This window comes from Pseudomonas sp. NFX183 (assembly GCF_047943075.1).
Taxonomy (GTDB): Bacteria; Pseudomonadota; Gammaproteobacteria; order Pseudomonadales; family Pseudomonadaceae; genus Aquipseudomonas.
This window is the reverse complement of record NZ_CP181333.1, coordinates 3,949,214-3,969,679: the sequence shown is the minus strand read 5'-3', so window position 1 is coordinate 3,969,679 and position 20,466 is coordinate 3,949,214. Positions and strand designations below refer to the sequence as shown.

The window sequence follows — 20,466 nt, the reverse complement described above, 5'->3', positions numbered from 1 at the left end:
AAAAAACCTAAACCGTGGAACCTTAGAATGAGCACAGCAATCAGTCCGACTGCTTATAACTATAAGGTAGTCCGCCAGTTCGCCATCATGACGGTGGTCTGGGGGATCCTTGGCATGGGGCTCGGGGTGTTCATCGCCTCGCAACTGGTTTGGCCGGAATTGAATTTCGGTTTGCCATGGACGACCTTCGGCCGCCTGCGCCCGCTGCACACCAACCTGGTGATTTTCGCCTTCGGCGGATGTGCATTGTTTGCCACCTCCTACTATGTCGTGCAGCGAACCTGCCAGACGCGACTGATCTCCGACGGCCTCGCCGCCTTCACCTTCTGGGGCTGGCAAGCCGTGATCCTCGGCGCCATCATCACCCTGCCGCTGGGCTACACCACCACCAAGGAATACGCCGAGCTGGAATGGCCGATCGCCATTTTGCTGGCCATCGTCTGGGTGACCTACGCCGTGGTGTTCTTCGGCACCATCGTCAAGCGCAAGACCAAGCACATTTATGTGGGTAACTGGTTCTACGGTGCCTTCATCCTGGTCACGGCGATGCTGCACATCGTCAACCACGCGTCCTTGCCGGTGAGCTGGTTCAAGTCCTACTCGGCCTACGCCGGGGCGACGGACGCGATGATCCAATGGTGGTACGGCCACAACGCGGTGGGGTTCTTCCTCACCACCGGCTTCCTGGGGATGATGTATTACTTCGTGCCCAAACAGGCCGAGCGTCCGATCTACTCGTATCGCCTGTCCATCGTGCACTTCTGGGCGCTGATCACCCTGTACATCTGGGCCGGCCCGCACCACTTGCACTACACCGCGCTGCCGGATTGGGCGCAGTCGCTGGGCATGGCGATGTCGATCATCCTGCTGGCCCCCAGCTGGGGCGGCATGATCAACGGCATGATGACCCTGTCGGGCGCCTGGCATAAATTGCGCACCGACCCGATCCTGCGCTTTTTGGTGGTGTCGCTGGCGTTCTACGGCATGTCGACCTTCGAAGGGCCGATGATGGCGATCAAGACCGTCAACTCGCTGTCCCACTACACCGACTGGACCATCGGCCACGTCCACGCCGGCGCGTTGGGCTGGGTGGCGATGATCTCCATCGGCGCGCTGTACCACATGATCCCCAAACTGTTCGGCCGTGCGCAGATGCACAGCGTCGGGCTGATCAACGCGCACTTCTGGCTGGCCACCATCGGCACCGTGCTCTACATCGCCTCGATGTGGGTCAACGGCATCACCCAGGGCCTGATGTGGCGTGCGATCAACGATGACGGCACGCTCACCTACTCCTTCGTCGAAGCGCTGCAAGCCAGCCATCCGGGCTACATCGTCCGCGCCCTGGGCGGTGCGTTCTTTGCCAGCGGCATGCTGTTGATGGCCTACAACGTCTGGCGCACCGTGCGTGCCTCCGACCCTGTAGAGGCTGAAGCCGCCGCCAAGATCGCCGTTGTGGGAGCTCACTGATGAAGCATGAAGTAGTCGAGAAGAATATCGGCCTGCTGGCCTTCTTCATGGTCATCGCCGTGAGTATCGGCGGCCTGACCCAGATCGTTCCACTGTTTTTCCAGGACGTGACCAACAAGCCGGTCGAAGGCATGAAGCCGCGCACCGCGCTTGAACTGGAAGGCCGCGACGTCTACATCGCCAACGGTTGCGTGGGCTGCCACTCGCAGATGATCCGCCCGTTCCGCGCCGAAACCGAGCGCTACGGCCACTACTCGGTGGCCGGTGAAAGCGTGTGGGACCACCCGTTCCTGTGGGGTTCCAAGCGCACCGGCCCGGACCTGGCCCGCGTCGGCGCACGTTACTCGGACGACTGGCACCGCGCGCACTTGTATAACCCGCGCAACGTGGTGCCGGAGTCGAAAATGCCGGCCTACCCGTTCCTCGTGGAAAACAAGCTCGACGGCAAGGACACCGCGAAGAAGATGGAAGTCTTGCGCACCCTGGGCGTGCCCTACACCGATGAAGACATCGCCGGTGCAGCCGCAGCCGTCAAGGGCAAGACCGAAATGGACGCACTGGTGGCCTACCTGCAAGGCCTTGGCACCATCATCAAAAGCAAACGGTGATCTGCATGGATATCGGGATGATTCGTGGCCTGGGCACCGTTGTGGTGATGGTGGCCTTTATCGGCCTGGCGCTGTGGGTGTTCAGCCCCAGGCGCAAGTCGGAGTTTGACGACGCAACCATGTTGCCTTTTGCGGATGACCCCGAAGCCATCAAGCACGTCGAGCAAGCGTCTAGGAGTAACAAAGAATGACTACGTTCTGGAGTCTGTACGTCACAGTCCTCAGTCTGGGTACCATCTTCGCCCTGACCTGGCTGCTGCTGTCGACCCGCAAGGGCCAGCGCACCGAGCAGACGGACGAGACCGTCGGCCACTCGTTCGATGGCATCGAGGAATACGACAACCCGCTGCCCAAATGGTGGTTCATGCTGTTCGTCGGCACCATCATCTTCGCGCTCGGCTACCTGGCGTTGTACCCAGGGCTTGGCAATTGGAAAGGCCTGCTGCCGGGCTACAACTACCTCGACAACGACAAGCAAACCCCCTTCGCCAACGGCCAGACCGGCTGGACCGGCGTGCACGAATGGGAAAAGGAAATGGCCAGGTCGGAGGCCAAGTTCGGCCCGATCTTCGCCAAATTCGCTGCGATGCCGATTGAAGAGGTTGCCAAGGACCCGCAAGCCTTGAAGATGGGCGGCCGCCTGTTCGCCTCCAACTGCTCGGTGTGCCACGGTTCCGACGCCAAGGGCGCCTACGGTTTTCCCAACCTGACCGACGCCGATTGGCGCTGGGGCGGCGAGCCGGCGACCATCAAGGAAACCATCATGAAAGGCCGCCACGCGGTGATGCCGGCGTGGGCCGAAGTCATTGGCGAGCAAGGCGTGGCTGACGTGGCGGGCTTTGTGGTGACCAACCTCGACGGTCGCAAACTGCCGGAAGGCGCCAAGGCCGATGTGGCCAATGGCGCGAAACTCTTCGCCGCCAACTGCGTGGCCTGCCACGGTCCTGCCGGTAAAGGCACGCCGGCGATGGGCGCGCCGGACCTGACGCACCCGGGTGCATTCATCTACGGTTCGAGCTTCGCGCAGCTGCAGCAGACCATTCGTTATGGCCGTCAGGGCCAGATGCCAGCGCAGGAGTTGCTGCAAGGCAACGACAAGGTGCACTTGCTGGCGGCCTATGTTTACAGCCTGTCCCATGGCGACAAGCCGGCTGAAGAGCAGTAAGACACAAAAGCAAACGGTGGGAGGGGGCTTGGCCCCGATAGCGGTGCCTCAGTGACAGTTGATCAACTGACATGCCGCAATCGGGGGCAAGCCCCCTCGCACATTTGGAGCGCATTCGACTGCCTGCAAATCTGCAACACAGCCAAAACCGACCATACTTCACAAGTCAATTGATCCAGATCACTTACACCATCAATTGATTTCCCCCAACGCGACCAAAGGTCGCACCCGTGCAGCACTGCCGCAGGCGTATCATTACGCCACTGCAAGAGCCTATTTTTGACCCCGGTTGGCACGTACTGGCCGAGGCAAATCTCCACCGCCGTGGGATGCAATGATGAGCAACCAAATACCGGTACATGACGTTACCCCGCCTGCCAAAAACGCCAGTCAGTCCGTCGACCTGTATGCGTCGCGAGAGAAAATCTACACCCGCGCCTTCACCGGCTTGTTCCGCAACTTGCGTATGCTCGGCGGCGCCGTTTTGTTCCTGCTGTACTTCGGCACCGTGTGGCTGAACTGGGGCGGGCATCAGGCGGTTTGGTGGAACTTGCCGGAGCGTAAATTCTTCATTTTTGGCGCGACCTTCTGGCCCCAGGATTTCATTCTGCTGTCGGGCATTCTGATCGTGGCCGCCTTTGGCCTGTTCTTTATCACCGTGTACGCCGGTCGCGTGTGGTGTGGCTATACCTGCCCGCAAAGCGTGTGGACCTGGATCTTCATGTGGTGTGAAAAGGTCACCGAAGGCGACCGCAACCAGCGCATCAAGCTCGACAAGGCGCCGATGGGCGCCAACAAGTTCCTGCGCAAATTCAGCAAGCACACGCTGTGGCTGTCGATCGGCTTTGTCACCGGTATGACGTTCGTTGGCTACTTCTCGCCGATCCGCGAGCTGGTGTTCGACTTCTTCACCGGTCAGGCCGATGGCTGGTCGTACTTCTGGGTCGGCTTTTTCACCCTGGCCACCTATGGCAATGCCGGCTGGCTGCGCGAACAGGTGTGCATCTACATGTGCCCGTACGCGCGTTTTCAAAGCGTGATGTTCGACAAGGACACCCTGATCGTTTCCTACGACCCACGCCGTGGCGAAGTGCGTGGCCCGCGTAAAAAAGGCACCGACTACAAGGCCCAGGGCCTGGGCGACTGCATCGATTGCACGATGTGCGTGCAGGTGTGCCCCACCGGTATCGACATCCGCGACGGCCTGCAGATCGAGTGCATCGGCTGCGCTGCGTGTATCGACGCGTGCGACAACATCATGGACAAAATGGAGTACCCGCGCGGCCTGATCAGCTACACCACCGAGCACAACCTGTCGGGGCAGAAAACCCATAAATTGCGCCCGCGCCTGATCGGTTACGCGCTGGTATTGCTGGCAATGATCAGCCTGTTGGTCGGTGCATTTTTCATGCGCTCGCTGGTCGGTTTCGACGTCAGCAAAGACCGTGTGCTGTTCCGTGAAAACGCCGAAGGCCGCATCGAAAACGTCTACAGCCTGAAGATCATGAACAAGGACCAGCGCGACCACACCTACGTGCTCGACGCCTCGGGCCTGCCGGACCTCAAGCTGCAGGGTCGACGCGAGATCAAAGTGGCGGCCGGGGAAATCCTCAGCCTGCCGGTCGAGTTGTCGAGCGCACCCGAGCAACTGCCGTCGAGCACCAACGAGGTGACCTTCATCCTCAAGGATGCCGATGACGACAGCGTCCACATTGAAGCCAAGAGCCGATTCATCGGCCCACAAGTTCGTTAACTAGAGAGCACGACAATGCCCGCAGCTACTGCCGCAAGCCCTTGGTACAAGCACCTCTGGCCGTGGATCATCATTGGGATCCTGACCTGTTCGGTGACCTTGACCTTGTCCATGGTGACCATTGCGGTGAAGAACCCGGACAACCTGGTCAACGACAACTACTACGAGGCCGGCAAAGGCATCAACCGTTCCCTGGACCGCGAACTGCTGGCCCAGACCCTGCAACTGCGCGCCGCAGTGCACCTGGACGAACTGACCGGTGAAGTCGACCTGCACCTGACCGGCAACAGCAACCCGACCACCCTGGAACTGAACCTGATTTCTCCGACCCAGCCGGAGAAGGATCGCAAGATCAATCTGGCGCGCAGCGACAGTGAACCGGGCCGCTACATTGGCCAGGTCACCGACAAGGTCGAAGGCCGACGCTTTGTGGAATTGCTCGGCGTCGAGGGCGACAGGACCTGGCGCCTGTTCGAAGAAGAACAGGTCAGCCACGACAAGGACTTGCTGCTGGGTGATGAGCCGTTGCAGGGCGCTGAAGACCTGAAGAAGTAATAAGCCTGCGCTTCGCGCATCGCGGGCAAACCGGCTCCCCATTGCTGTGGGAGCCGGGCTTGCCCGCGATGAGGCCCTCCCAGCCGACTAAGATCTAAACCCATGAGCACCCCAACCCCCTGCTACCACTGCGCCCTGCCCGTCCCGTCCGGTAGCCGGTTCACCGCCGTGATCCTTGGCGAGCGCCGCGAACTGTGCTGCCCGGGCTGTCAGGCGGTGGCCGAAGCCATTGTGGCCGGCGGGCTGGAAAGCTATTACCAGCACCGCAGCGATGCCTCGGCCAACCCCGAAGCGCTGCCGGTGCAACTGGTGGACGAGTTGGCCCTGTACGACCGCGCCGACGTGCAAAAACCCTTTGTGCGCCATGACGGTGACCTCGCCGAAACCACCCTGTTGATGGAAGGCATCAGCTGCGCGGCCTGTGGCTGGCTGATCGAAAAACACCTGCGCAGCCTGCCTGCGGTGGCCGAGGCGCGGCTGAACCTGTCCAACCACCGCCTGCACGTGCGCTGGGCCGACGCGCAATTGCCGCTGAGCCAGCTGCTCAGCGAGCTGCGCCATATCGGCTACGCCGCCCACCCTTATCAGGCTGATCGCGCCGCCGAGCAGCTGGCCGGCGAAAACCGTCTGGCCTTGCGCCAATTGGGGGTGGCGGGGTTGCTGTGGTTCCAGGCGATGATGGCAACCATGGCCACTTGGCCCGAATTCAATATCGACCTGAGCCCGGAGCTGCACGTGATCCTGCGCTGGGTGGCGATGTTTCTGACCACGCCCATCGTGTTCTACAGCTGCGCGCCCTTCTTCAAAGGTGCGCTGCGCGACCTGCGCACGCGCCACCTGACGATGGACGTGTCGGTGTCCCTGGCGATTGGCGGCGCGTATCTGGCCGGCATCTGGACCGCCATCACCGGCGTCGGCGAGCTGTATTTCGACGCGGTGGGCATGTTCGCGCTGTTCCTGCTGGCCGGCCGTTACCTGGAGCGCCGAGCGCGGGAACGTACGGCCGCCGCCACCGCTCAACTGGTCAACCTGTTGCCCGCCTCGTGCCTGCGCCTGAAAGCTGACGGCCAGAGCGAACGCATTCTGCTCAGCGAATTGGCCGTGGGTGACCGCGTGCTGGTACACCCCGGCGCGGTGCTGCCGGCAGACGGCGTCATCCTCGACGGCCAGTCAAGCATCGATGAAGCCCTGCTCACCGGCGAATACCTGCCGCAGCCACGCCACGTGGGCGATGTGGTGACTGCCGGCACACTCAACGTCGAAGGTGCGCTGACCGTTGAAGTCCGCGCCCTGGGCCATGACACGCGCCTGTCCGCCATCGTGCGCCTGCTGGAGCGTGCCCAGGCCGAAAAACCGCGCCTGGCGCAAATCGCCGACCGTGCCGCGCAATGGTTTCTGCTGTGCTCGCTGATCGCCGCGGCGTTGATCGGCCTGCTGTGGTGGGAACTGGACGCCTCGCGGGCGTTCTGGATTGTGTTGGCGATGCTGGTGGCGACCTGCCCGTGCGCGCTCTCTTTGGCCACGCCAACCGCCCTCACCGCCGCCACGGGTACGCTGCATAAACTTGGGCTGTTACTGACTCGCGGGCATGTGCTGGAAGGCCTGAACCAGATCGACACGGTGATTTTCGACAAGACCGGCACCCTCACCGAAGGCCGCCTGGCGTTACGTGCGACCCATCCCTTGGGCGCGCTGAACAGCGATGATTGCCTGAGCCTCGCCGCCGCCCTGGAAAACCGCTCCGAACACCCGATTGCGCGGGCTTTTGGCCGTGCGCCGCTGGCCGCCGAAGAAGTCCTGAGTTTCCCCGGCCTGGGCCTGGAAGGCCGTGTGGGTGAGCGCCGACTGCGTATCGGCCAACCGGGGTTTGTCTGCCAATTGAGCGGTTGCCCAACTCCCGCCTCGCCGGACGACGCGGGCCAGTGGCTGCTGCTGGGTGATCGTGACGGCGCACTCGCCTGGTTCGTGCTGGATGACCGTCTGCGCAGCGACGCGCCGGCCCTGTTGGCGGCATGCAAAGCGCGCGGTTGGCGCACGTTGCTGCTGTCCGGTGACAGCTCGCCGATGGTGGCCAGCGTCGCCTGCGAACTGGGCATCGACGAAGCCCACGGCGGCCTGCGCCCCGACGACAAACTGCAGGTGCTGCAACAGTTGCACAAGGAAGGCCGCAAGGTGCTGATGCTTGGCGATGGCGTCAACGATGTGCCAGTGCTCGCCGCTGCCGATATCAGTGTGGCAATGGGCTCGGCCACGGACCTGGCAAAAACCAGCGCCGATGCCGTGCTGTTGTCCAATCGTCTCGACGCGCTGGTGCAGGCCTTTACCCTCGCGCGGCTCACCCGTCGGGTAATCCTCGAAAACCTGCTGTGGGCCGGGCTGTACAATGGCCTTATGCTGCCGTTTGCCGCGCTCGGCTGGATCACGCCGATCTGGGCGGCGATCGGCATGTCCCTCAGCTCGTTGACTGTGGTGCTCAACGCCTTGCGCCTGACTCGCCTGCCGAGCGCGCCGACTGCAAGCGCCCCCTTAGTAACCCGCCCGCTGCCGGCCTGAGCCGCGTGGGCATGGAGTGCAGATGCCAGCTCTATACGTGATGATTCCAGCGGCGCTGCTGTTAGTCGGCGTCGCCATCTACATCTTCTTCTGGGCAGTGGACAGCGGCCAGTACGACGACCTCGACGGCCCGGCCCACAGCGTGCTGTTCGATGACCAGGACCCGAACCACTTGGCGGCTGTCGACGAAGCCAACGGGCCTGAGCAACCGCCCAAAGATCCGCCCCATGCTTGAACTGGCGCCGCTGCTGGTCTCCGCGCTGATCCTTGGCCTGCTGGGCGGCGGCCATTGCCTGGGCATGTGCGGCGGGCTGATGGGCGCACTGACCCTGGCGATCCCCAAAGAGCAACGCAGTCGGCGCTTTCGCCTGCTGCTGGCGTACAACCTGGGGCGCATCCTCAGCTATGCCGCCGCCGGCTTATTGATCGGCCTGGCCGGCTGGGCGGTGGCCAACAGCCCGGCGGCGATGTTCATGCGTGTGCTTGCCGGTTTATTGCTGATCAGCATGGGCCTGTACCTGGCCGGTTGGTGGAGCGGCCTTACGCGCATCGAAAGCCTAGGTCGCGGCTTGTGGCGCTATATACAGCCCGTCGCCAACCGTTTGCTGCCGGTGTCCAGCCTGCCGCGCGCGTTGCTGTTGGGCGCGCTGTGGGGCTGGCTGCCGTGCGGCCTGGTCTACAGCACGTTGCTGTGGGCGGCGAGCCAGGGCAATGCGGCGGACAGTGCGTTGCTGATGCTGGCGTTCGGGCTCGGCACCTGGCCGGTGTTGCTGGCGACCGGGCTGGCCGCTGAACGCGTCACAGCCGTGCTGCGCAAACGCAGCGTGCGTGTGGCTGGAGGCTTGCTGGTGATTCTGTTTGGCCTGTGGACCTTGCCCGGTCCGCACCAACACTGGCTAATGGGCAATTAAATCGCCATGTGGCATAGCGCCGCTCCCCGTTGATGCAAATCAACATGCCCTGCCCGGCGCGCCCCTAGACTCGGCCCACTAGCCAATCCGGGGGACCGCCCGCATGCTCGACGCCATTCGTTGGGACACAGATCTGATTCACCGCTACGACTTGGCGGGGCCGCGCTACACGTCCTACCCCACCGCCGTACAATTCGACAGCCAGGTCGGCACTTTCGACCTGCTCCACGCCCTGCGCGACAGCCGCAAGGCCGTGCGCCCCCTGTCGCTGTATGTGCATGTGCCGTTCTGCGCGAACATTTGCTACTACTGCGCCTGCAACAAGGTCATCACCAAGGACCGTGGCCGCGCCCAGGCTTACCTGCAACGCCTGGAGCAGGAAATCCAACTGGTGGCCTGCCACCTCGACCCGAAACAGCCGGTCGAGCAGTTGCACTTTGGCGGCGGCACACCGACCTTTCTGAGCCACGACGAACTGCGCCAGGTCATGGCACGCCTGCGCCAGCACTTCAATTTGCTCGACGATGATTCTGGCGACTACGGCATTGAAATCGACCCGCGTGAAGCCGACTGGGCGACCATGGGCCTGCTGCGTGAACTGGGTTTCAACCGTGTGAGCATCGGCCTGCAAGACCTCGACCCCGAGGTGCAGCGTGCGGTCAACCGCCTGCAGAGCCTGGAAGAAACCCGCGCCGTGATCGATGCGGCGCGCACCTTGCAGTTTCGCTCGATCAATATCGACTTGATCTACGGGCTGCCCAAGCAAACGCCGATCAACTTCGCACGCACGGTGGAGGAAGTGATCAGCCTGCAACCGGATCGCCTGTCGGTGTTCAACTACGCGCATTTGCCGGAGCGTTTCATGCCGCAACGGCGGATCAACACCGACGACCTGCCCTCCCCGGCGGAAAAACTGCTGATGCTGCAAACCACCATCGAGCAGTTGACCCGCGCGGGCTATCGCTACATCGGCATGGACCACTTCGCGCTGCCGGATGACGAACTGGCCGTCGCCCAGGAAGAAGGCACGTTGCAGCGTAACTTTCAGGGCTACACCACCCACGGGCATTGCGACCTGATCGGGCTGGGCGTGTCGGCGATCAGCCAGATCGGCGACCTGTACTGCCAGAACAGCAGTGACCTCAACCACTATCAGAACGCCCTGGCCGGTGCGCAACTGGCTACCAGCCGTGGCTTGGTGTGCACCACGGATGATCGGTTGCGGCGCGAAGTGATTCAGCAGTTGATCTGCACCTTCAGCCTGAAATTCGAGCAGATCGAACAGGCCTTCAACATCGATTTTCGCGGCTATTTCGACGAGCTATGGCCGCAGCTGCAGACGATGGCCGCCGATGGCCTGATCGAGCTTGATGCTCAGGGCATTCGCGTATTGCCTGCCGGGCGCTTGCTGGTGCGCTCGGTGTGCATGGTGTTCGATGCCTACCTGGAGCACCAGAACAGGCAACGATTCTCGCGGGTGATCTAGGCGTGAATTATTTCGACAGCAGCGTCATTGCTTCCATTTGAGCTTCAGGCGATTCATCTTTCAGCGATTTGGACAGCTGCCCCTGGGCGGTCATCAACCCGGACTGAATCGAAGCAATATCCCCCTGCAAACCGGCGACCTTCGCCTGGCGTGCCTCCGGGCTCAGGGCCGTGTCATTCATGGCTGCTGAAAGCTGAGCCATCTTCTCGGCAAGCTGTTTCCTGAGTTCGCGGATCATTTTCAGCAGCTGTTTGATGTTGTCTTTCAGGTTGCTGTCGTCGATGTCCTGGTTAGGGTTGCTACCGGCTTGAGAAGCCTTGAGCCCTGCCCCGGATATCTTCACCACCACACCTTCGCCGGGCGTGGGTGGAGGCGCAGGTTTGTCATCGACCTTCTTGCCCGCAAGCGCATCAGCGGCCGTCAGAACCTGAGGGGCCTTGGTAGTAATGACAGGATTATTGAAAGGGATTACCGACATGACCTGAGCTCCAGCTCATAGGGATTCACCTATGTATCGGCGTCGATACATAAACCTTTATGCACGTGCTGCTTTTTTGTACACGCTGGTCTGATCCCCCCTCGGTGCGTTACCCTTACGTCTTATGTGTGTTTTCCCACAAGGATTTAAGAAATGTCCGAGCCAGTCAAACTGCGCGCTCACAGCCAGGCTCACTGCAAGGATTGCAGCCTGGCTCCCCTCTGCCTGCCACTTTCGTTGAATCTGGAAGACATGGAAGCGCTGGACGAAATCGTTAAACGCGGCCGCCCGCTGAAAAAGGGCGAGTTTCTGTTTCGCCAGGGCGACAAATTCGATTCCGTTTATGCAGTGCGTTCAGGCGCGTTGAAGACGTTCAGCCTCAGCGACAGCGGCGAAGAGCAGATCACCGGGTTCCACCTGCCCAGCGAACTGGTCGGGTTGTCCGGCATGGACACCGAGATTCACCCGGTGTCGGCCCAGGCGCTGGAGACGACATCGGTGTGCGAAATCCCCTTCGAACGCCTGGATGAACTGGCCCTGCAGTTGCCGCAGCTGCGTCGCCAATTGATGCGTGTGATGAGCCGCGAGATTCGCGACGACCAGCAGATGATGCTGTTGTTGTCGAAGAAAACCGCCGACGAGCGAATCGCCACGTTTCTGGTCAACCTGTCGGCGCGTTTCCGTGCCCGTGGGTTCTCGGCCAATCAGTTCCGCCTGAGCATGTCGCGCAATGAAATCGGCAACTACCTGGGCCTGGCGGTGGAAACCGTGTCCCGCGTGTTCACGCGCTTCCAGCAAAACGAGCTGATTGCCGCTGAAGGCAAGGAAGTGCATATCCTCGATCCGATCCAGCTGTGCGCGCTGGCCGGCGGCTCCCTGGAAGGTTGATCCAGCCGCTTGCGGCCGCGCCAATCGGCGAGGCCGCAGGTATACTTCGAGTCCGTTTTCCGCTCCCAGGACTCTTCGACGATGACCTTCGATTCGTTCGACATCAAATCCCTGATCCGCCCTGTCATCGACTTCCCCAAGCCTGGGGTTATCTTTCGTGACATCACCCCGCTGTTCCAATCGCCCCGCGCCCTGCGCCTGGTCGCCGACAGCTTTGCCCAGCGTTATGTCGAGGCCGATTTCACCCACATCGGCGCAATGGATGCACGCGGCTTTCTGATCGGCTCGATCATCGCCTACCAACTGAACAAACCGCTGATTCTGTTCCGCAAACAGGGCAAGCTGCCGGCTGACGTGCTGGCCGAGGGTTATCAGACCGAGTACGGCGAAGCGTTTCTTGAAGTGCACGCAGACAGCCTGTGCGAAGGCGACTCGGTGCTGATGTTCGATGACCTGATCGCCACCGGCGGCACCCTGATCGCGGCAGCCAATCTGGTGCGGCGCATGGGCGCGAGGATTTTCGAGGCGGCGGCGATTATCGACCTGCCGGAACTGGGCGGCTCGCAACGCCTGCAAGACATGGGCATTCCGACGTTTTGCCTGACGCAGTTTGCGTTGACCGAGCGTTAAGAGGCGTCTGTCAGGGCCTCATCGCGGGCAAGCCCGGCTCCCACATTTGAATGTGTTCACAAATCAAAATGTGGGAGCGGGCTTGCTCGCGAAGAGGCCCTCAAAAACACTGCAGATCAAAGCCCCATCTGCTTGCTGATGATTTCATTCATCACCTCGCGCGTGCCCCCGCCAATCGACAGAATGCGATTGTCGCGGTACAGCCGCTCCACCAAATTGCCGCGCATGTAACCCTGGCCGCCAAGGATCTGCACCGCGTCATAAGTCACGCGGTCGGCGGTGTCGGTGGCCAGGTTCTTGGCCATGGAAATCTCCTTGATCACACTTTTGCCGGCCGCCATCTTCGCCGCCTGGCGGTAGGTGAATTCCCGCGAAACCTCCACCGCCGTGGCCATTTCCGCCAGCCGGTGCTTGAGCACCTGGAATTTGCCGATGGGTTTGCCGAACGCTTCGCGCTGGGCGGCCCATTTGAGACTCTCCTCCAATGCAAGCTGCGCGGTCATATTGGCCATCAGCGCCAGGGCCAGGCGCTCACTCTGGAAGTTGCCCATGATGCAGGCAAAGCCCATGTTCTCGACGCCGATCAGGTTGCCCACCGGCACACGGCAATCGTCGAAAAACAACTCAGCCGTGTCCGATGCCCACCAGCCCATTTTCTTCAGCGGCTGGCCGACCGTGAAACCGGGCGTGTCTTTCTCGATGAGCAATAAGCTGATGCCGCCAAAGCCCGGCCCGCCGGTGCGCACCGCGACCGTGTAGAAGTCGGCACGCACGCCACTGGTGATAAAGGTTTTGCTGCCGCTCACGCGGTAATGCTCGCCATCGCGGATGGCGCGGGTTTGCAGGTTGGCGACATCGGAGCCGCCACCCGGCTCGGTAACCGCCAGCGCGCTGATCTTCTCGCCGGCCAATACCGGAGGCGCAACGCGCTCGCGCACCTCGGGTCGCGCCCATTTGACGATCGGTGGCAGGCCGATATCCAGCGAACCCAGGCCAGCCACCACACCACCGGAGCCGCAGCGCATCAGCTCTTCGCTGGCGGCGACTTTGGCGAACAGGTCACCTTCGTGACTGCCGCCCAGGCTTTCGGGGTAACCGATGCCAAGGATTCCCGCCGCGCCGGCCTTGAGGTACAGCTCACGGGGAAAGCTTTGCGCTTCCTCCCACTGCTCAATGCCCGGCAACATCTCGCGCTCGACAAAACGGCGCACGCTGTCGCGAACCAATTGGTGGCTGGGGTCGAAGTAGTCCTGATAGGCAAACATCGGCAAGCTCCACGGTGGGGTGGAGCGAAATTACCAAGCGCTTGCTTGGTTTTCAAGGTCCCCCTTACACCACAAAACCACTGTGGGAGCTGGCTTGCCTGCGATGGTGGAGTGTCAGGCGACATCGACGTCTCTGATCCAACGCCATCGCAGGCAAGCCAGCTCCCACATTTGAACAGCGGTGTGGCTTAGAGGGCGATCGGCTTGCGGCCTGCAAACGAATGCGCCAGCGTCCCGCCGTCCACCAATTCCAGCTCGCCGCCCAACGGCACGCCATGGGCGATGCGCGAAGTGATCAAGCCTTTGTTGGTCAGCAGCTGGGCGATGTAATGCGCGGTGGCTTCGCCTTCCACCGTCGGGTTGGTCGCCAGGATCACCTCGGTGAACGTGCCCTGCTCTTCTATGCGCGCCACCAGTTGCGGAATGCCGATGGCTTCCGGCCCCAGGCCATCGAGCGGCGACAAATGGCCCTTGAGCACGAAGTAGCGACCGCGATAACCGGTCTGCTCCACCGCGTACACATCCATCGGCCCTTCCACTACGCACAGCAGCGTGTCGTCGCGACGCAGGTCGGCGCATTGCGGGCAAAGGTCTTCTTCGGTGAGAGTGCGGCATTGACGACAGTGGCCCACACCGGTCATGGCCTGGCTCAAGGCCTGGGCCAACCGGGTGCCACCGCTGCGATCACGCTCCAGCAGTTGCAGCGCCATACGCTGGGCGGTTTTCTGACCGACACCCGGCAAGGTGCGCAAGGCGTCGATCAGTTGGCGAATCAGGGGGCTGAAGCTCATGAGCGAATGGTCCGACAAAACAACGAGACGCGGTTTATACCCGCGCCCCGGATTAGCGTCAAATGGTCAATCCTGCGCGACGCGTACCACCAACTTGCCGAAGTTGCGTCCCTCGAGCAAACCGATAAAGGCTTCGGGCGCCTGCTCCAGGCCCTCCACCACGTCTTCGCGGAACTTGATCTTGCCGTCCCGCACCCACGGCGCCATGGCGCTGAGGAATTCGGGCTGGCGATCGCCATAGTCGTCAAACACGATAAAACCCTGGATGCGCACGCGTTTGGTCAGCAAGGTGCGTTGCAACGCGGGCAACCGGTCCGGCCCGCTTGGGGCTTCATGGGCGTTGTAGCCGGCAATCAGGCCGCACAAGGGAATGCGTGCCTTGGGATTGAGCAGCGGCAATACCGCGTCGAAGACCTTGCCACCGACGTTTTCATAATAGATGTCCACGCCGTCGGAGCACGCCAGGGCCAGCTCTTGGGCAAAGTTGGCGCTCTTGTGATCGATGCAGGCGTCAAAACCCAGCTCGTCCACTACGTAGCGGCACTTGTCAGCGCCACCGGCGATGCCCACCACGCGCAAGCCCTTGAGCTTGGCCACCTGGCCCACCACCGAGCCGACTGCGCCGGACGCCGCCGCCACTACCAGGGTCTCGCCGGCCTGAGGCTGACCAATATCCATCAACCCCATGTACGCCGTCATGCCCGGCATACCCAGCACACCCAGCGCCATCGACGGGCTGGCCAGGCCACCGGGCACCGGCATCAGGTTACGGCCGTCGCTGATGCTGTGGCTCTGCCAGCCCGTGGAACCGACGACCAGGTCGCCAACTTCAAATTTCGGATTACGCGACTGCTCGATACGGCTGACAGCGCCACCGGTCATTACCTCGTCGATTTCCACCGGTGCGGCGTAGGACGGTGCGTCGCTCATGCGGCCGCGCATGTACGGGTCGAGCGACAGGTACAGCGTTTTCAAGAGCACCTGGCCGTCCGCCAGCTCCGGCAGATTCACGCGCTCCAGGCGAAAGTTTTCCGGGGTTGGCGCACCTTGCGGGCGCGAGACCAGCACGATGCGCTGGTTGAGAATGGGTTCTTGAGGCATGAGGGGGCTCCTTTATCGAATGCGTCGGTATAGGGTGCAGACCATGCTTGCCACGCCAGGGTTCGATTGGATCGGCACAAACAAAAATGCCAGGCACTGGGCCTGGCATTTGATTCTAGCCAAGGCTAGACCATCAGAACGGCATCTTCATGCCCGGTGGCAGTTGCATGCCAGCGGTCACGCCGGACATTTTGTCCTGGCTGTTGGCTTCGATCTTGCGCACGGCGTCGTTGACGGCCGCGGCGAACAGCGCTTCAAGCATTTCCAGGTCATCTTCGCTGGTGCCTGGCAATACGCTTGGGTCGATGCTCACGCGCTTGATGTCGTGACGACCGGTCATCACCACGCTAACCATATCGCCACCGGCTTTACCGGTGACTTCGGCGTTGGCCAGTTCTTCCTGCATCTTGGCCATCTTTTCCTGCATCTGCTGTGCCTGCTTCATCAGGCCGGCCATGCCACCTTTCATCATGGGAATCACCTCAAAAGTACGTGGATCAATTAATAGCCCGGTGTCATGACGCTTGGGGCACCGGGGCTTCGACAGGTTCAATAGTATCGTGACGCACGACCGCACCGAACTGTTGCATCATTTGCTGGATGAGCGGATCAGCCTGGATCGAGTTCTCGGCATCGCGCTGACGGTTGATGCGTCGGCGTGTCGCGGCCTGGGCTGGGGTTTCCTGCTCGGGCTTGATCAACTCGATGGTGATGGTCAGCGTGCGCTCATGGTACTGGTTCAATGCATCGTTGAGCCGGCGTTGCTGGGTCGCGTTGAACAGCGCGCTGTGCGCCGGGTCCAGGTGCAACAGCCAGTGGTCGCCATCGATGGCAATCAAGGTGCAGTTGGCGGCGATGCTGCCGGTCATGCCGGAGATCGGCAACTTCGGAAACAATTCCAGCCATTGCAGCGCCAGGCCGGTGGCCGGGGCCGCAGCCGGTTCCGCCTCGGGCTCGGGCTCGGGTGCAGGCTCAGCGGTGTGTTCGCTGGCCAGGTCATCGAGGTAGCTGTAGGCCGAATCCATGTCCGGCTCGATGTAATCTTCGTCCAGCGGAGGTTCGTCATCGAGGTCGATGCCGGGTGTTGCGGCTTCAACCTGGGCGACGGTCGGCTCTGGAACCGGGGCAGACACCCACTCGGGTGCGTCCGGCACCACGCTGTCGGGCGTCGGCGTCGGCATCGGCGTGAGTTCGGGCTGCTCACCGCTGGTTTCCAGCACGGGCTCCACGGCAGGCTGCAGTTCCACGTCGGGCTCGGCGTCTACCGGGTCATTCCACGGCAGGTCGACCACGGCTTCGGGCTCAGGCTCAGGCTCGGTCACCGGCGTCGGCGCGATGGCTGGCGCAGCCGTCACCGGCTCTGGCGCAGCCACTACCGGCTCAGGCGCGGGCGCCACGGGCGCAGGCGCAGCAACTACTGGCGCGACTACGGCCGCGCCAGCCACTGGTTTGGCGGAATCAACTGTGGCCTGGCTGATCCCCACTGGCTTTAGCGGCTGTCTCGGCGCGTCGGCCGCATCCGCCGGTCGGAACGCCAGCATCCGCAGCAAGACCATTTCAAAGCCACCGCGCGGGTCCGGTGCCAGCGGCAGGTCGCGGCGCCCGATCAGGCCCATCTGGTAGTAGAACTGCACATCTTCGGCCGGCAATGCCTGGGCCAGCGCCAATACGCGGTCGCGGTCGCCATGGCCGTTGTCGACACCTTCAGGCAACGCCTGGGCGATCGCAACGCGGTGCAAGACGTTGAGGATTTCCGACAGCACGCCGTTCCAGTCCGGGCCTTGTTCCGACAAGTGGCGCACCGCTTCAAGCAACGCCTTGGCGTCGCCCTCGATCAGCGCGTGCAGCACGTCGAACACCTGGCCATGGTCGAGGGTACCGAGCATGGCGCGCACGTCGGCGGCCATCACCTTGCCTTCGCCAAAGGCGATGGCCTGGTCGGTGAGGCTCATGGCATCGCGCATCGAACCATCGGCCGCGCGGCCAAGCAGCCACAGCGCGTCGTCTTCGAACGGCACGTTCTCGACACCCAGCACGTGAGTCAAATGCTCGACCACGCGCTCAGGGGTCATGTTTTTCAGGGAAAACTGCAGGCACCGCGACAGAATCGTTGCAGGAAGTTTCTGCGGGTCGGTGGTGGCCAGGATGAATTTGACGTACGGCGGCGGCTCTTCCAGGGTTTTCAACAACGCGTTGAAGGAATGGCTGGAAAGCATGTGCACTTCGTCGATCAGGTAGACCTTGAAGCGGCCACGGCTCGGTGCGTACTGCACGTTATCGAGCAACTCGCGGGTGTCTTCGACCTTGGTGCGGCTCGCGGCGTCGATTTCGATCAGGTCGACGAAACGCCCTTCATCGATCTCGCGGCACACCGAACACGTGCCGCAAGGCGTCGAAGTGATACCGGTTTCACAGTTCAGGCATTTGGCGATGATGCGCGCGATGGTGGTCTTGCCCACCCCTCGTGTGCCGGTGAACAGGTAGGCGTGGTGCAGCCGTTGGCTGTCCAAGGCATTGATCAGAGCCTTGAGCACATGGGTCTGGCCGACCATTTCGCGGAACGAGCGCGGACGCCATTTACGTGCAAGAACCTGATAACTCATCGAAAACCGTCGCAACTGGGAAGCGGAAGCCGGTAATGCTAGCGGAGCAAGGGGGAAATTGCATCCGGCACGCTCGTCTAATCTGACTAAGCTCTGCTCAATGGGCCCGCAAAGGCCTGAACCCGGAGAGTGTATGCGCGTAGTCCTGGGCGCCTTATGGATGATTTCCCTTACCAGCCTCGCGGCGCCTGCGCCGTTGCGTTTCTCGGTTTCCGACAGCTGGGCGATGCCGATGGCCCAGGTGGAGGACAGCCAGCCCACCCAAGGCATTTTGTATGACTTGATGTTAAGCCTGGCCACCCAGGTCGGGCGCCCGGCCGAGTTTCACGTGCTGGCGCGGGCACGCATCGCCAATGCCATGGCGCATGGCGACATCGATGTGCGCTGTTATGTCGCCCAGGACTGGGTCGACAGCCTGTCCGGCGACTACACCTGGAGCGTGCCGCTGATGGTGCAGCGCAATGTGCTGGTAGGCCGCCACACGACCCCGCAGCCTGCAGAAGTCGGCACGCTGACGCCTCAGCCGATCGGCACGGTGCTCAACTACCGCTACGCCGTCCTCGACCCGCTGCTTGCCACTGGCCAGCTCACCCGCGACGATTCGCGCAGCGAAGCCTTGGTGCTGCAAAAGCTGGTCGCCGGGCGTTTTGAATACGCCGTGATTAACGAATGGATACTCGAACGCTTCAATTTGAACCTGCCGCCGAACCAGCGGCTGCAAAAGGTCGCGATCATCGACGAGCAAAGCCTGGGTTGCATCGTGCGCAACGACCCGAACGTGCCGGTACAGCGGATCTTGCGTACGCTGCTGCGGATGAAGATGTCGGGGGAAATCGACGACATCATCAACCTGTACACCGGCGAAAGTGAGCGATCACCGCTCACTCCTGACAAGAACTGACAGGGCATCCCTCTAGACTGGGCGCACTTGAACGCCCATTCCCAAGGAGTCTGCAATGCACACCGTCGCCCATTACTTCCTGCTCTATGTCGACAGCCCGGCCACCAGTGCCAACTTTTATAGCCGCCTGCTGGATAAGCCGCCGGTTGAACTGAACCCCACCTTTGCCCTGTTCATCCTCGACAACGGCGTAAAGTTGGGGCTGTGGTCGCGCCACACGGTGGAGCCTGCGGCCAAGATGACCGGCGGCGGCGGTGAGGTGGGCTTTTCCCTGCCAGACCAGGCCGCCGTAGACGCCCTGCACGCTCAGTGGGTGGCGCGCGGCGCAACCATCATCCAGTCACCGACCCGTTTGGATTTCGGCTACACCTTTGTCGCCCAGGACCTCGATGGCCACCGGCTGCGCGCGTTCTGCATGAGCGACTGACCGCCAGCGGCCCTCCAGGCTGATGGCCGCCACGCTGGCCAGCACCATCACGCCGCCCAGCATCACCTGCACGGCAATGTGCTCGCCCAGCAGCGTCGCGGCCATCACCATGGCGACCGGCGGGATCAGGTACATCGACACCGACGCTCGGCTGACCTCGACGTGCTTCAACACATAGGCCCAGGCGAGGTACGCCAGGGCGCTGGGGAAAATGCCGAGGATCAGCACCGCGAGGTTTTCAGCCAGCGGTGCCTGCTCCACGGCATTGGCCAGGCCTGGCAGGTTCACGCACAGCATCAGGGTGCCCGCCCACACCATGTAACACGCCATGGTCAGCGGGCTGTAGCGATGGGCATAGTGTTTCTGGATGGCGAAATACACGCTCCATGACACTGCCGCCAGCACAATCAGCAAACCGCGCGGGTCAATATCGCCCACGCCATGATCGCCCCAGATCACCACCAGCACGCCAAGCAAGCCCAGCAACACACAACCCCAGCGCCAGGCACTGACGCGCTCTTTCAAACACAAACACGCGATCAGCACACTGAACAGTGGCGCCGACTGCGCCAGAACGCTCGACGCCGCCGCCGTCACCCATTGCTGCCCATAATTGAGGCTGGTGTGGTGCAAAAACACGCCGAAGAACCCCAGCACCAGTAACCACGGCAGGTCGCGCAAACGCGGCCGGCCAATGCCTACCGCCAATGCCACACCGGCCATGAACACCGACGCAATCAGAAATCGCAGCAACGCCAATTGGCCGGGGCTGTAGCTGTGCAACCCCATGTGCACGCCAATCGGCGAATAGGCCCAACAGAGGATGACGCCGGAGATGACTAGCGTAAGCTTTGCGGGTGATGGGGTATTCATCGACGATG

The 20,466-nt window shown here is 62.1% G+C and carries 21 protein-coding genes; 14 read left to right on the top strand and 7 right to left on the bottom strand.

The window, feature by feature from the left end; all coding sequences use genetic code 11:
• The first annotated feature begins 27 nt into the window (after positions 1-27).
• The 10 genes from ccoN (at position 28) to hemN (ending at position 10,501) form a co-directional block, all read left to right on the top strand.
• Positions 28-1,470: a cytochrome-c oxidase, cbb3-type subunit I gene (ccoN, locus tag ACM530_RS18575; protein WP_106576348.1), complete on the top strand. Its 1,443-nt coding sequence runs from the start codon at positions 28-30 to the stop codon at positions 1,468-1,470.
• Positions 1,470-2,078 carry a cytochrome-c oxidase, cbb3-type subunit II gene (gene ccoO, locus ACM530_RS18570; RefSeq protein ID WP_078738505.1) on the top strand — a complete coding sequence of 203 codons (609 nt, stop codon included), beginning with the start codon at positions 1,470-1,472 and terminating at the stop codon, positions 2,076-2,078. Before ccoN ends, ccoO begins: the two co-directional genes overlap by 1 nt.
• A gap of 5 nt (positions 2,079-2,083) precedes the next feature.
• Positions 2,084-2,269, top strand: coding sequence for a CcoQ/FixQ family Cbb3-type cytochrome c oxidase assembly chaperone (locus ACM530_RS18565; protein ID WP_003193169.1), 186 nt, complete (start codon positions 2,084-2,086; stop codon positions 2,267-2,269).
• Positions 2,266-3,243, top strand: a complete 978-nt coding sequence (gene ccoP, locus ACM530_RS18560; protein WP_242195823.1) for a cytochrome-c oxidase, cbb3-type subunit III — start codon at positions 2,266-2,268, stop codon at positions 3,241-3,243. The genes ACM530_RS18565 and ccoP overlap by 4 nt, the downstream gene beginning before the upstream one ends.
• A gap of 337 nt (positions 3,244-3,580) precedes the next feature.
• Positions 3,581-4,996 carry a cytochrome c oxidase accessory protein CcoG gene (ccoG, locus tag ACM530_RS18555; RefSeq protein WP_416362861.1) on the top strand — a complete coding sequence of 472 codons (1,416 nt, stop codon included), beginning with the start codon at positions 3,581-3,583 and terminating at the stop codon, positions 4,994-4,996.
• A 15-nt stretch (positions 4,997-5,011) separates the two neighbouring features.
• Positions 5,012-5,551: a FixH family protein gene (locus ACM530_RS18550; RefSeq protein WP_106576345.1), complete on the top strand. Its 540-nt coding sequence runs from the start codon at positions 5,012-5,014 to the stop codon at positions 5,549-5,551.
• 102 nt (positions 5,552-5,653) lie between these two features.
• Positions 5,654-8,104: a heavy metal translocating P-type ATPase gene (locus ACM530_RS18545; protein ID WP_416362860.1), complete on the top strand. Its 2,451-nt coding sequence runs from the start codon at positions 5,654-5,656 to the stop codon at positions 8,102-8,104.
• Between the two features lie 22 nt (positions 8,105-8,126).
• Positions 8,127-8,339: a cbb3-type cytochrome oxidase assembly protein CcoS gene (gene ccoS / locus ACM530_RS18540; protein ID WP_017735332.1), complete on the top strand. Its 213-nt coding sequence runs from the start codon at positions 8,127-8,129 to the stop codon at positions 8,337-8,339.
• Complete coding sequence (locus ACM530_RS18535) at positions 8,332-9,015, top strand: sulfite exporter TauE/SafE family protein (protein ID WP_416362859.1); 684 nt, start codon at positions 8,332-8,334, stop codon at positions 9,013-9,015. The genes ccoS and ACM530_RS18535 overlap by 8 nt, the downstream gene beginning before the upstream one ends.
• A 103-nt stretch (positions 9,016-9,118) precedes the next feature.
• The gene (gene hemN, locus ACM530_RS18530) at positions 9,119-10,501 is read left to right on the top strand and encodes an oxygen-independent coproporphyrinogen III oxidase (protein WP_369301334.1); all 1,383 of its coding nucleotides are present in this window, start codon (positions 9,119-9,121) and stop codon (positions 10,499-10,501) included.
• A 7-nt stretch (positions 10,502-10,508) separates the two neighbouring features.
• Here hemN and ACM530_RS18525 read toward each other — a convergent pair whose 3' ends face one another.
• On the bottom strand, positions 10,509-10,979 hold the full coding sequence (locus ACM530_RS18525; RefSeq protein WP_145159057.1) for a hypothetical protein: 471 nt from the start codon (positions 10,977-10,979) through the stop codon (positions 10,509-10,511).
• A gap of 153 nt (positions 10,980-11,132) precedes the next feature.
• On the opposite strand from ACM530_RS18525, the gene fnr reads away from it, so the two are divergent.
• Both fnr and ACM530_RS18515 read left to right on the top strand, forming a co-directional pair.
• Positions 11,133-11,867: a fumarate/nitrate reduction transcriptional regulator Fnr gene (fnr, locus tag ACM530_RS18520; RefSeq protein WP_106576340.1), complete on the top strand. Its 735-nt coding sequence runs from the start codon at positions 11,133-11,135 to the stop codon at positions 11,865-11,867.
• An 81-nt stretch (positions 11,868-11,948) separates the two neighbouring features.
• On the top strand, positions 11,949-12,497 hold the full coding sequence (locus ACM530_RS18515) for an adenine phosphoribosyltransferase (protein ID WP_145159059.1): 549 nt from the start codon (positions 11,949-11,951) through the stop codon (positions 12,495-12,497).
• 116 nt (positions 12,498-12,613) lie between these two features.
• Here ACM530_RS18515 and ACM530_RS18510 read toward each other — a convergent pair whose 3' ends face one another.
• From ACM530_RS18510 to dnaX, 5 genes are all read right to left on the bottom strand, one after another.
• A complete protein-coding gene (locus tag ACM530_RS18510; protein WP_416362858.1) occupies positions 12,614-13,762 on the bottom strand; it encodes an acyl-CoA dehydrogenase family protein in 1,149 nt (382 codons plus the stop codon).
• A 188-nt stretch (positions 13,763-13,950) separates the two neighbouring features.
• A complete protein-coding gene (gene recR, locus ACM530_RS18505) occupies positions 13,951-14,553 on the bottom strand; it encodes a recombination mediator RecR (protein WP_106576337.1) in 603 nt (200 codons plus the stop codon).
• 66 nt (positions 14,554-14,619) lie between these two features.
• A complete protein-coding gene (locus ACM530_RS18500) occupies positions 14,620-15,654 on the bottom strand; it encodes an NADP-dependent oxidoreductase (protein WP_416362857.1) in 1,035 nt (344 codons plus the stop codon).
• A 133-nt stretch (positions 15,655-15,787) separates the two neighbouring features.
• A complete protein-coding gene (locus tag ACM530_RS18495; protein WP_083357362.1) occupies positions 15,788-16,126 on the bottom strand; it encodes a YbaB/EbfC family nucleoid-associated protein in 339 nt (112 codons plus the stop codon).
• Positions 16,127-16,169: 43 nt separating this feature from the next.
• Positions 16,170-18,257 (bottom strand): DNA polymerase III subunit gamma/tau, encoded by a 2,088-nt coding sequence (gene dnaX, locus ACM530_RS18490; RefSeq protein ID WP_416362856.1) that lies wholly within the window; start codon positions 18,255-18,257, stop codon positions 16,170-16,172.
• A gap of 133 nt (positions 18,258-18,390) precedes the next feature.
• On the opposite strand from dnaX, the gene ACM530_RS18485 reads away from it, so the two are divergent.
• Together ACM530_RS18485 and ACM530_RS18480 are read left to right on the top strand one after the other, a co-directional pair.
• Positions 18,391-19,158, top strand: coding sequence for a substrate-binding periplasmic protein (locus ACM530_RS18485; RefSeq protein WP_416362855.1), 768 nt, complete (start codon positions 18,391-18,393; stop codon positions 19,156-19,158).
• Positions 19,159-19,213: 55 nt separating this feature from the next.
• On the top strand, positions 19,214-19,585 hold the full coding sequence (locus ACM530_RS18480) for a VOC family protein (RefSeq protein ID WP_416362854.1): 372 nt from the start codon (positions 19,214-19,216) through the stop codon (positions 19,583-19,585).
• Here ACM530_RS18480 and ACM530_RS18475 read toward each other — a convergent pair.
• A complete protein-coding gene (locus tag ACM530_RS18475; protein WP_416362853.1) occupies positions 19,499-20,458 on the bottom strand; it encodes a DMT family transporter in 960 nt (319 codons plus the stop codon). The two genes, ACM530_RS18480 and ACM530_RS18475, sit on opposite strands and share 87 nt — an antisense overlap.
• Positions 20,459-20,466: the final 8 nt, after the last annotated feature.

Coding starts and splice junctions, on each gene's coding strand:
- ccoS (WP_017735332.1), top strand. CDS start 8,127: ATGCCAGCTCTATACGTGATGATTCCAGCGGCGCTGCTGTTAGTCGGC.
- ACM530_RS18510 (WP_416362858.1), bottom strand. CDS start 13,762: ATGTTTGCCTATCAGGACTACTTCGACCCCAGCCACCAATTGGTTCGC.
- ACM530_RS18535 (WP_416362859.1), top strand. CDS start 8,332: ATGCTTGAACTGGCGCCGCTGCTGGTCTCCGCGCTGATCCTTGGCCTG.
- ACM530_RS18525 (WP_145159057.1), bottom strand. CDS start 10,979: ATGTCGGTAATCCCTTTCAATAATCCTGTCATTACTACCAAGGCCCCT.
- ccoP (WP_242195823.1), top strand. CDS start 2,266: ATGACTACGTTCTGGAGTCTGTACGTCACAGTCCTCAGTCTGGGTACC.
- ACM530_RS18475 (WP_416362853.1), bottom strand. CDS start 20,458: ATGAATACCCCATCACCCGCAAAGCTTACGCTAGTCATCTCCGGCGTC.
- fnr (WP_106576340.1), top strand. CDS start 11,133: ATGTCCGAGCCAGTCAAACTGCGCGCTCACAGCCAGGCTCACTGCAAG.
- ccoO (WP_078738505.1), top strand. CDS start 1,470: ATGAAGCATGAAGTAGTCGAGAAGAATATCGGCCTGCTGGCCTTCTTC.
- ccoG (WP_416362861.1), top strand. CDS start 3,581: ATGAGCAACCAAATACCGGTACATGACGTTACCCCGCCTGCCAAAAAC.
- recR (WP_106576337.1), bottom strand. CDS start 14,553: ATGAGCTTCAGCCCCCTGATTCGCCAACTGATCGACGCCTTGCGCACC.
- ACM530_RS18545 (WP_416362860.1), top strand. CDS start 5,654: ATGAGCACCCCAACCCCCTGCTACCACTGCGCCCTGCCCGTCCCGTCC.
- ACM530_RS18565 (WP_003193169.1), top strand. CDS start 2,084: ATGGATATCGGGATGATTCGTGGCCTGGGCACCGTTGTGGTGATGGTG.
- ACM530_RS18515 (WP_145159059.1), top strand. CDS start 11,949: ATGACCTTCGATTCGTTCGACATCAAATCCCTGATCCGCCCTGTCATC.
- ccoN (WP_106576348.1), top strand. CDS start 28: ATGAGCACAGCAATCAGTCCGACTGCTTATAACTATAAGGTAGTCCGC.
- ACM530_RS18485 (WP_416362855.1), top strand. CDS start 18,391: ATGCGCGTAGTCCTGGGCGCCTTATGGATGATTTCCCTTACCAGCCTC.
- dnaX (WP_416362856.1), bottom strand. CDS start 18,257: ATGAGTTATCAGGTTCTTGCACGTAAATGGCGTCCGCGCTCGTTCCGC.
- ACM530_RS18550 (WP_106576345.1), top strand. CDS start 5,012: ATGCCCGCAGCTACTGCCGCAAGCCCTTGGTACAAGCACCTCTGGCCG.
- ACM530_RS18495 (WP_083357362.1), bottom strand. CDS start 16,126: ATGATGAAAGGTGGCATGGCCGGCCTGATGAAGCAGGCACAGCAGATG.
- hemN (WP_369301334.1), top strand. CDS start 9,119: ATGCTCGACGCCATTCGTTGGGACACAGATCTGATTCACCGCTACGAC.
- ACM530_RS18480 (WP_416362854.1), top strand. CDS start 19,214: ATGCACACCGTCGCCCATTACTTCCTGCTCTATGTCGACAGCCCGGCC.
- ACM530_RS18500 (WP_416362857.1), bottom strand. CDS start 15,654: ATGCCTCAAGAACCCATTCTCAACCAGCGCATCGTGCTGGTCTCGCGC.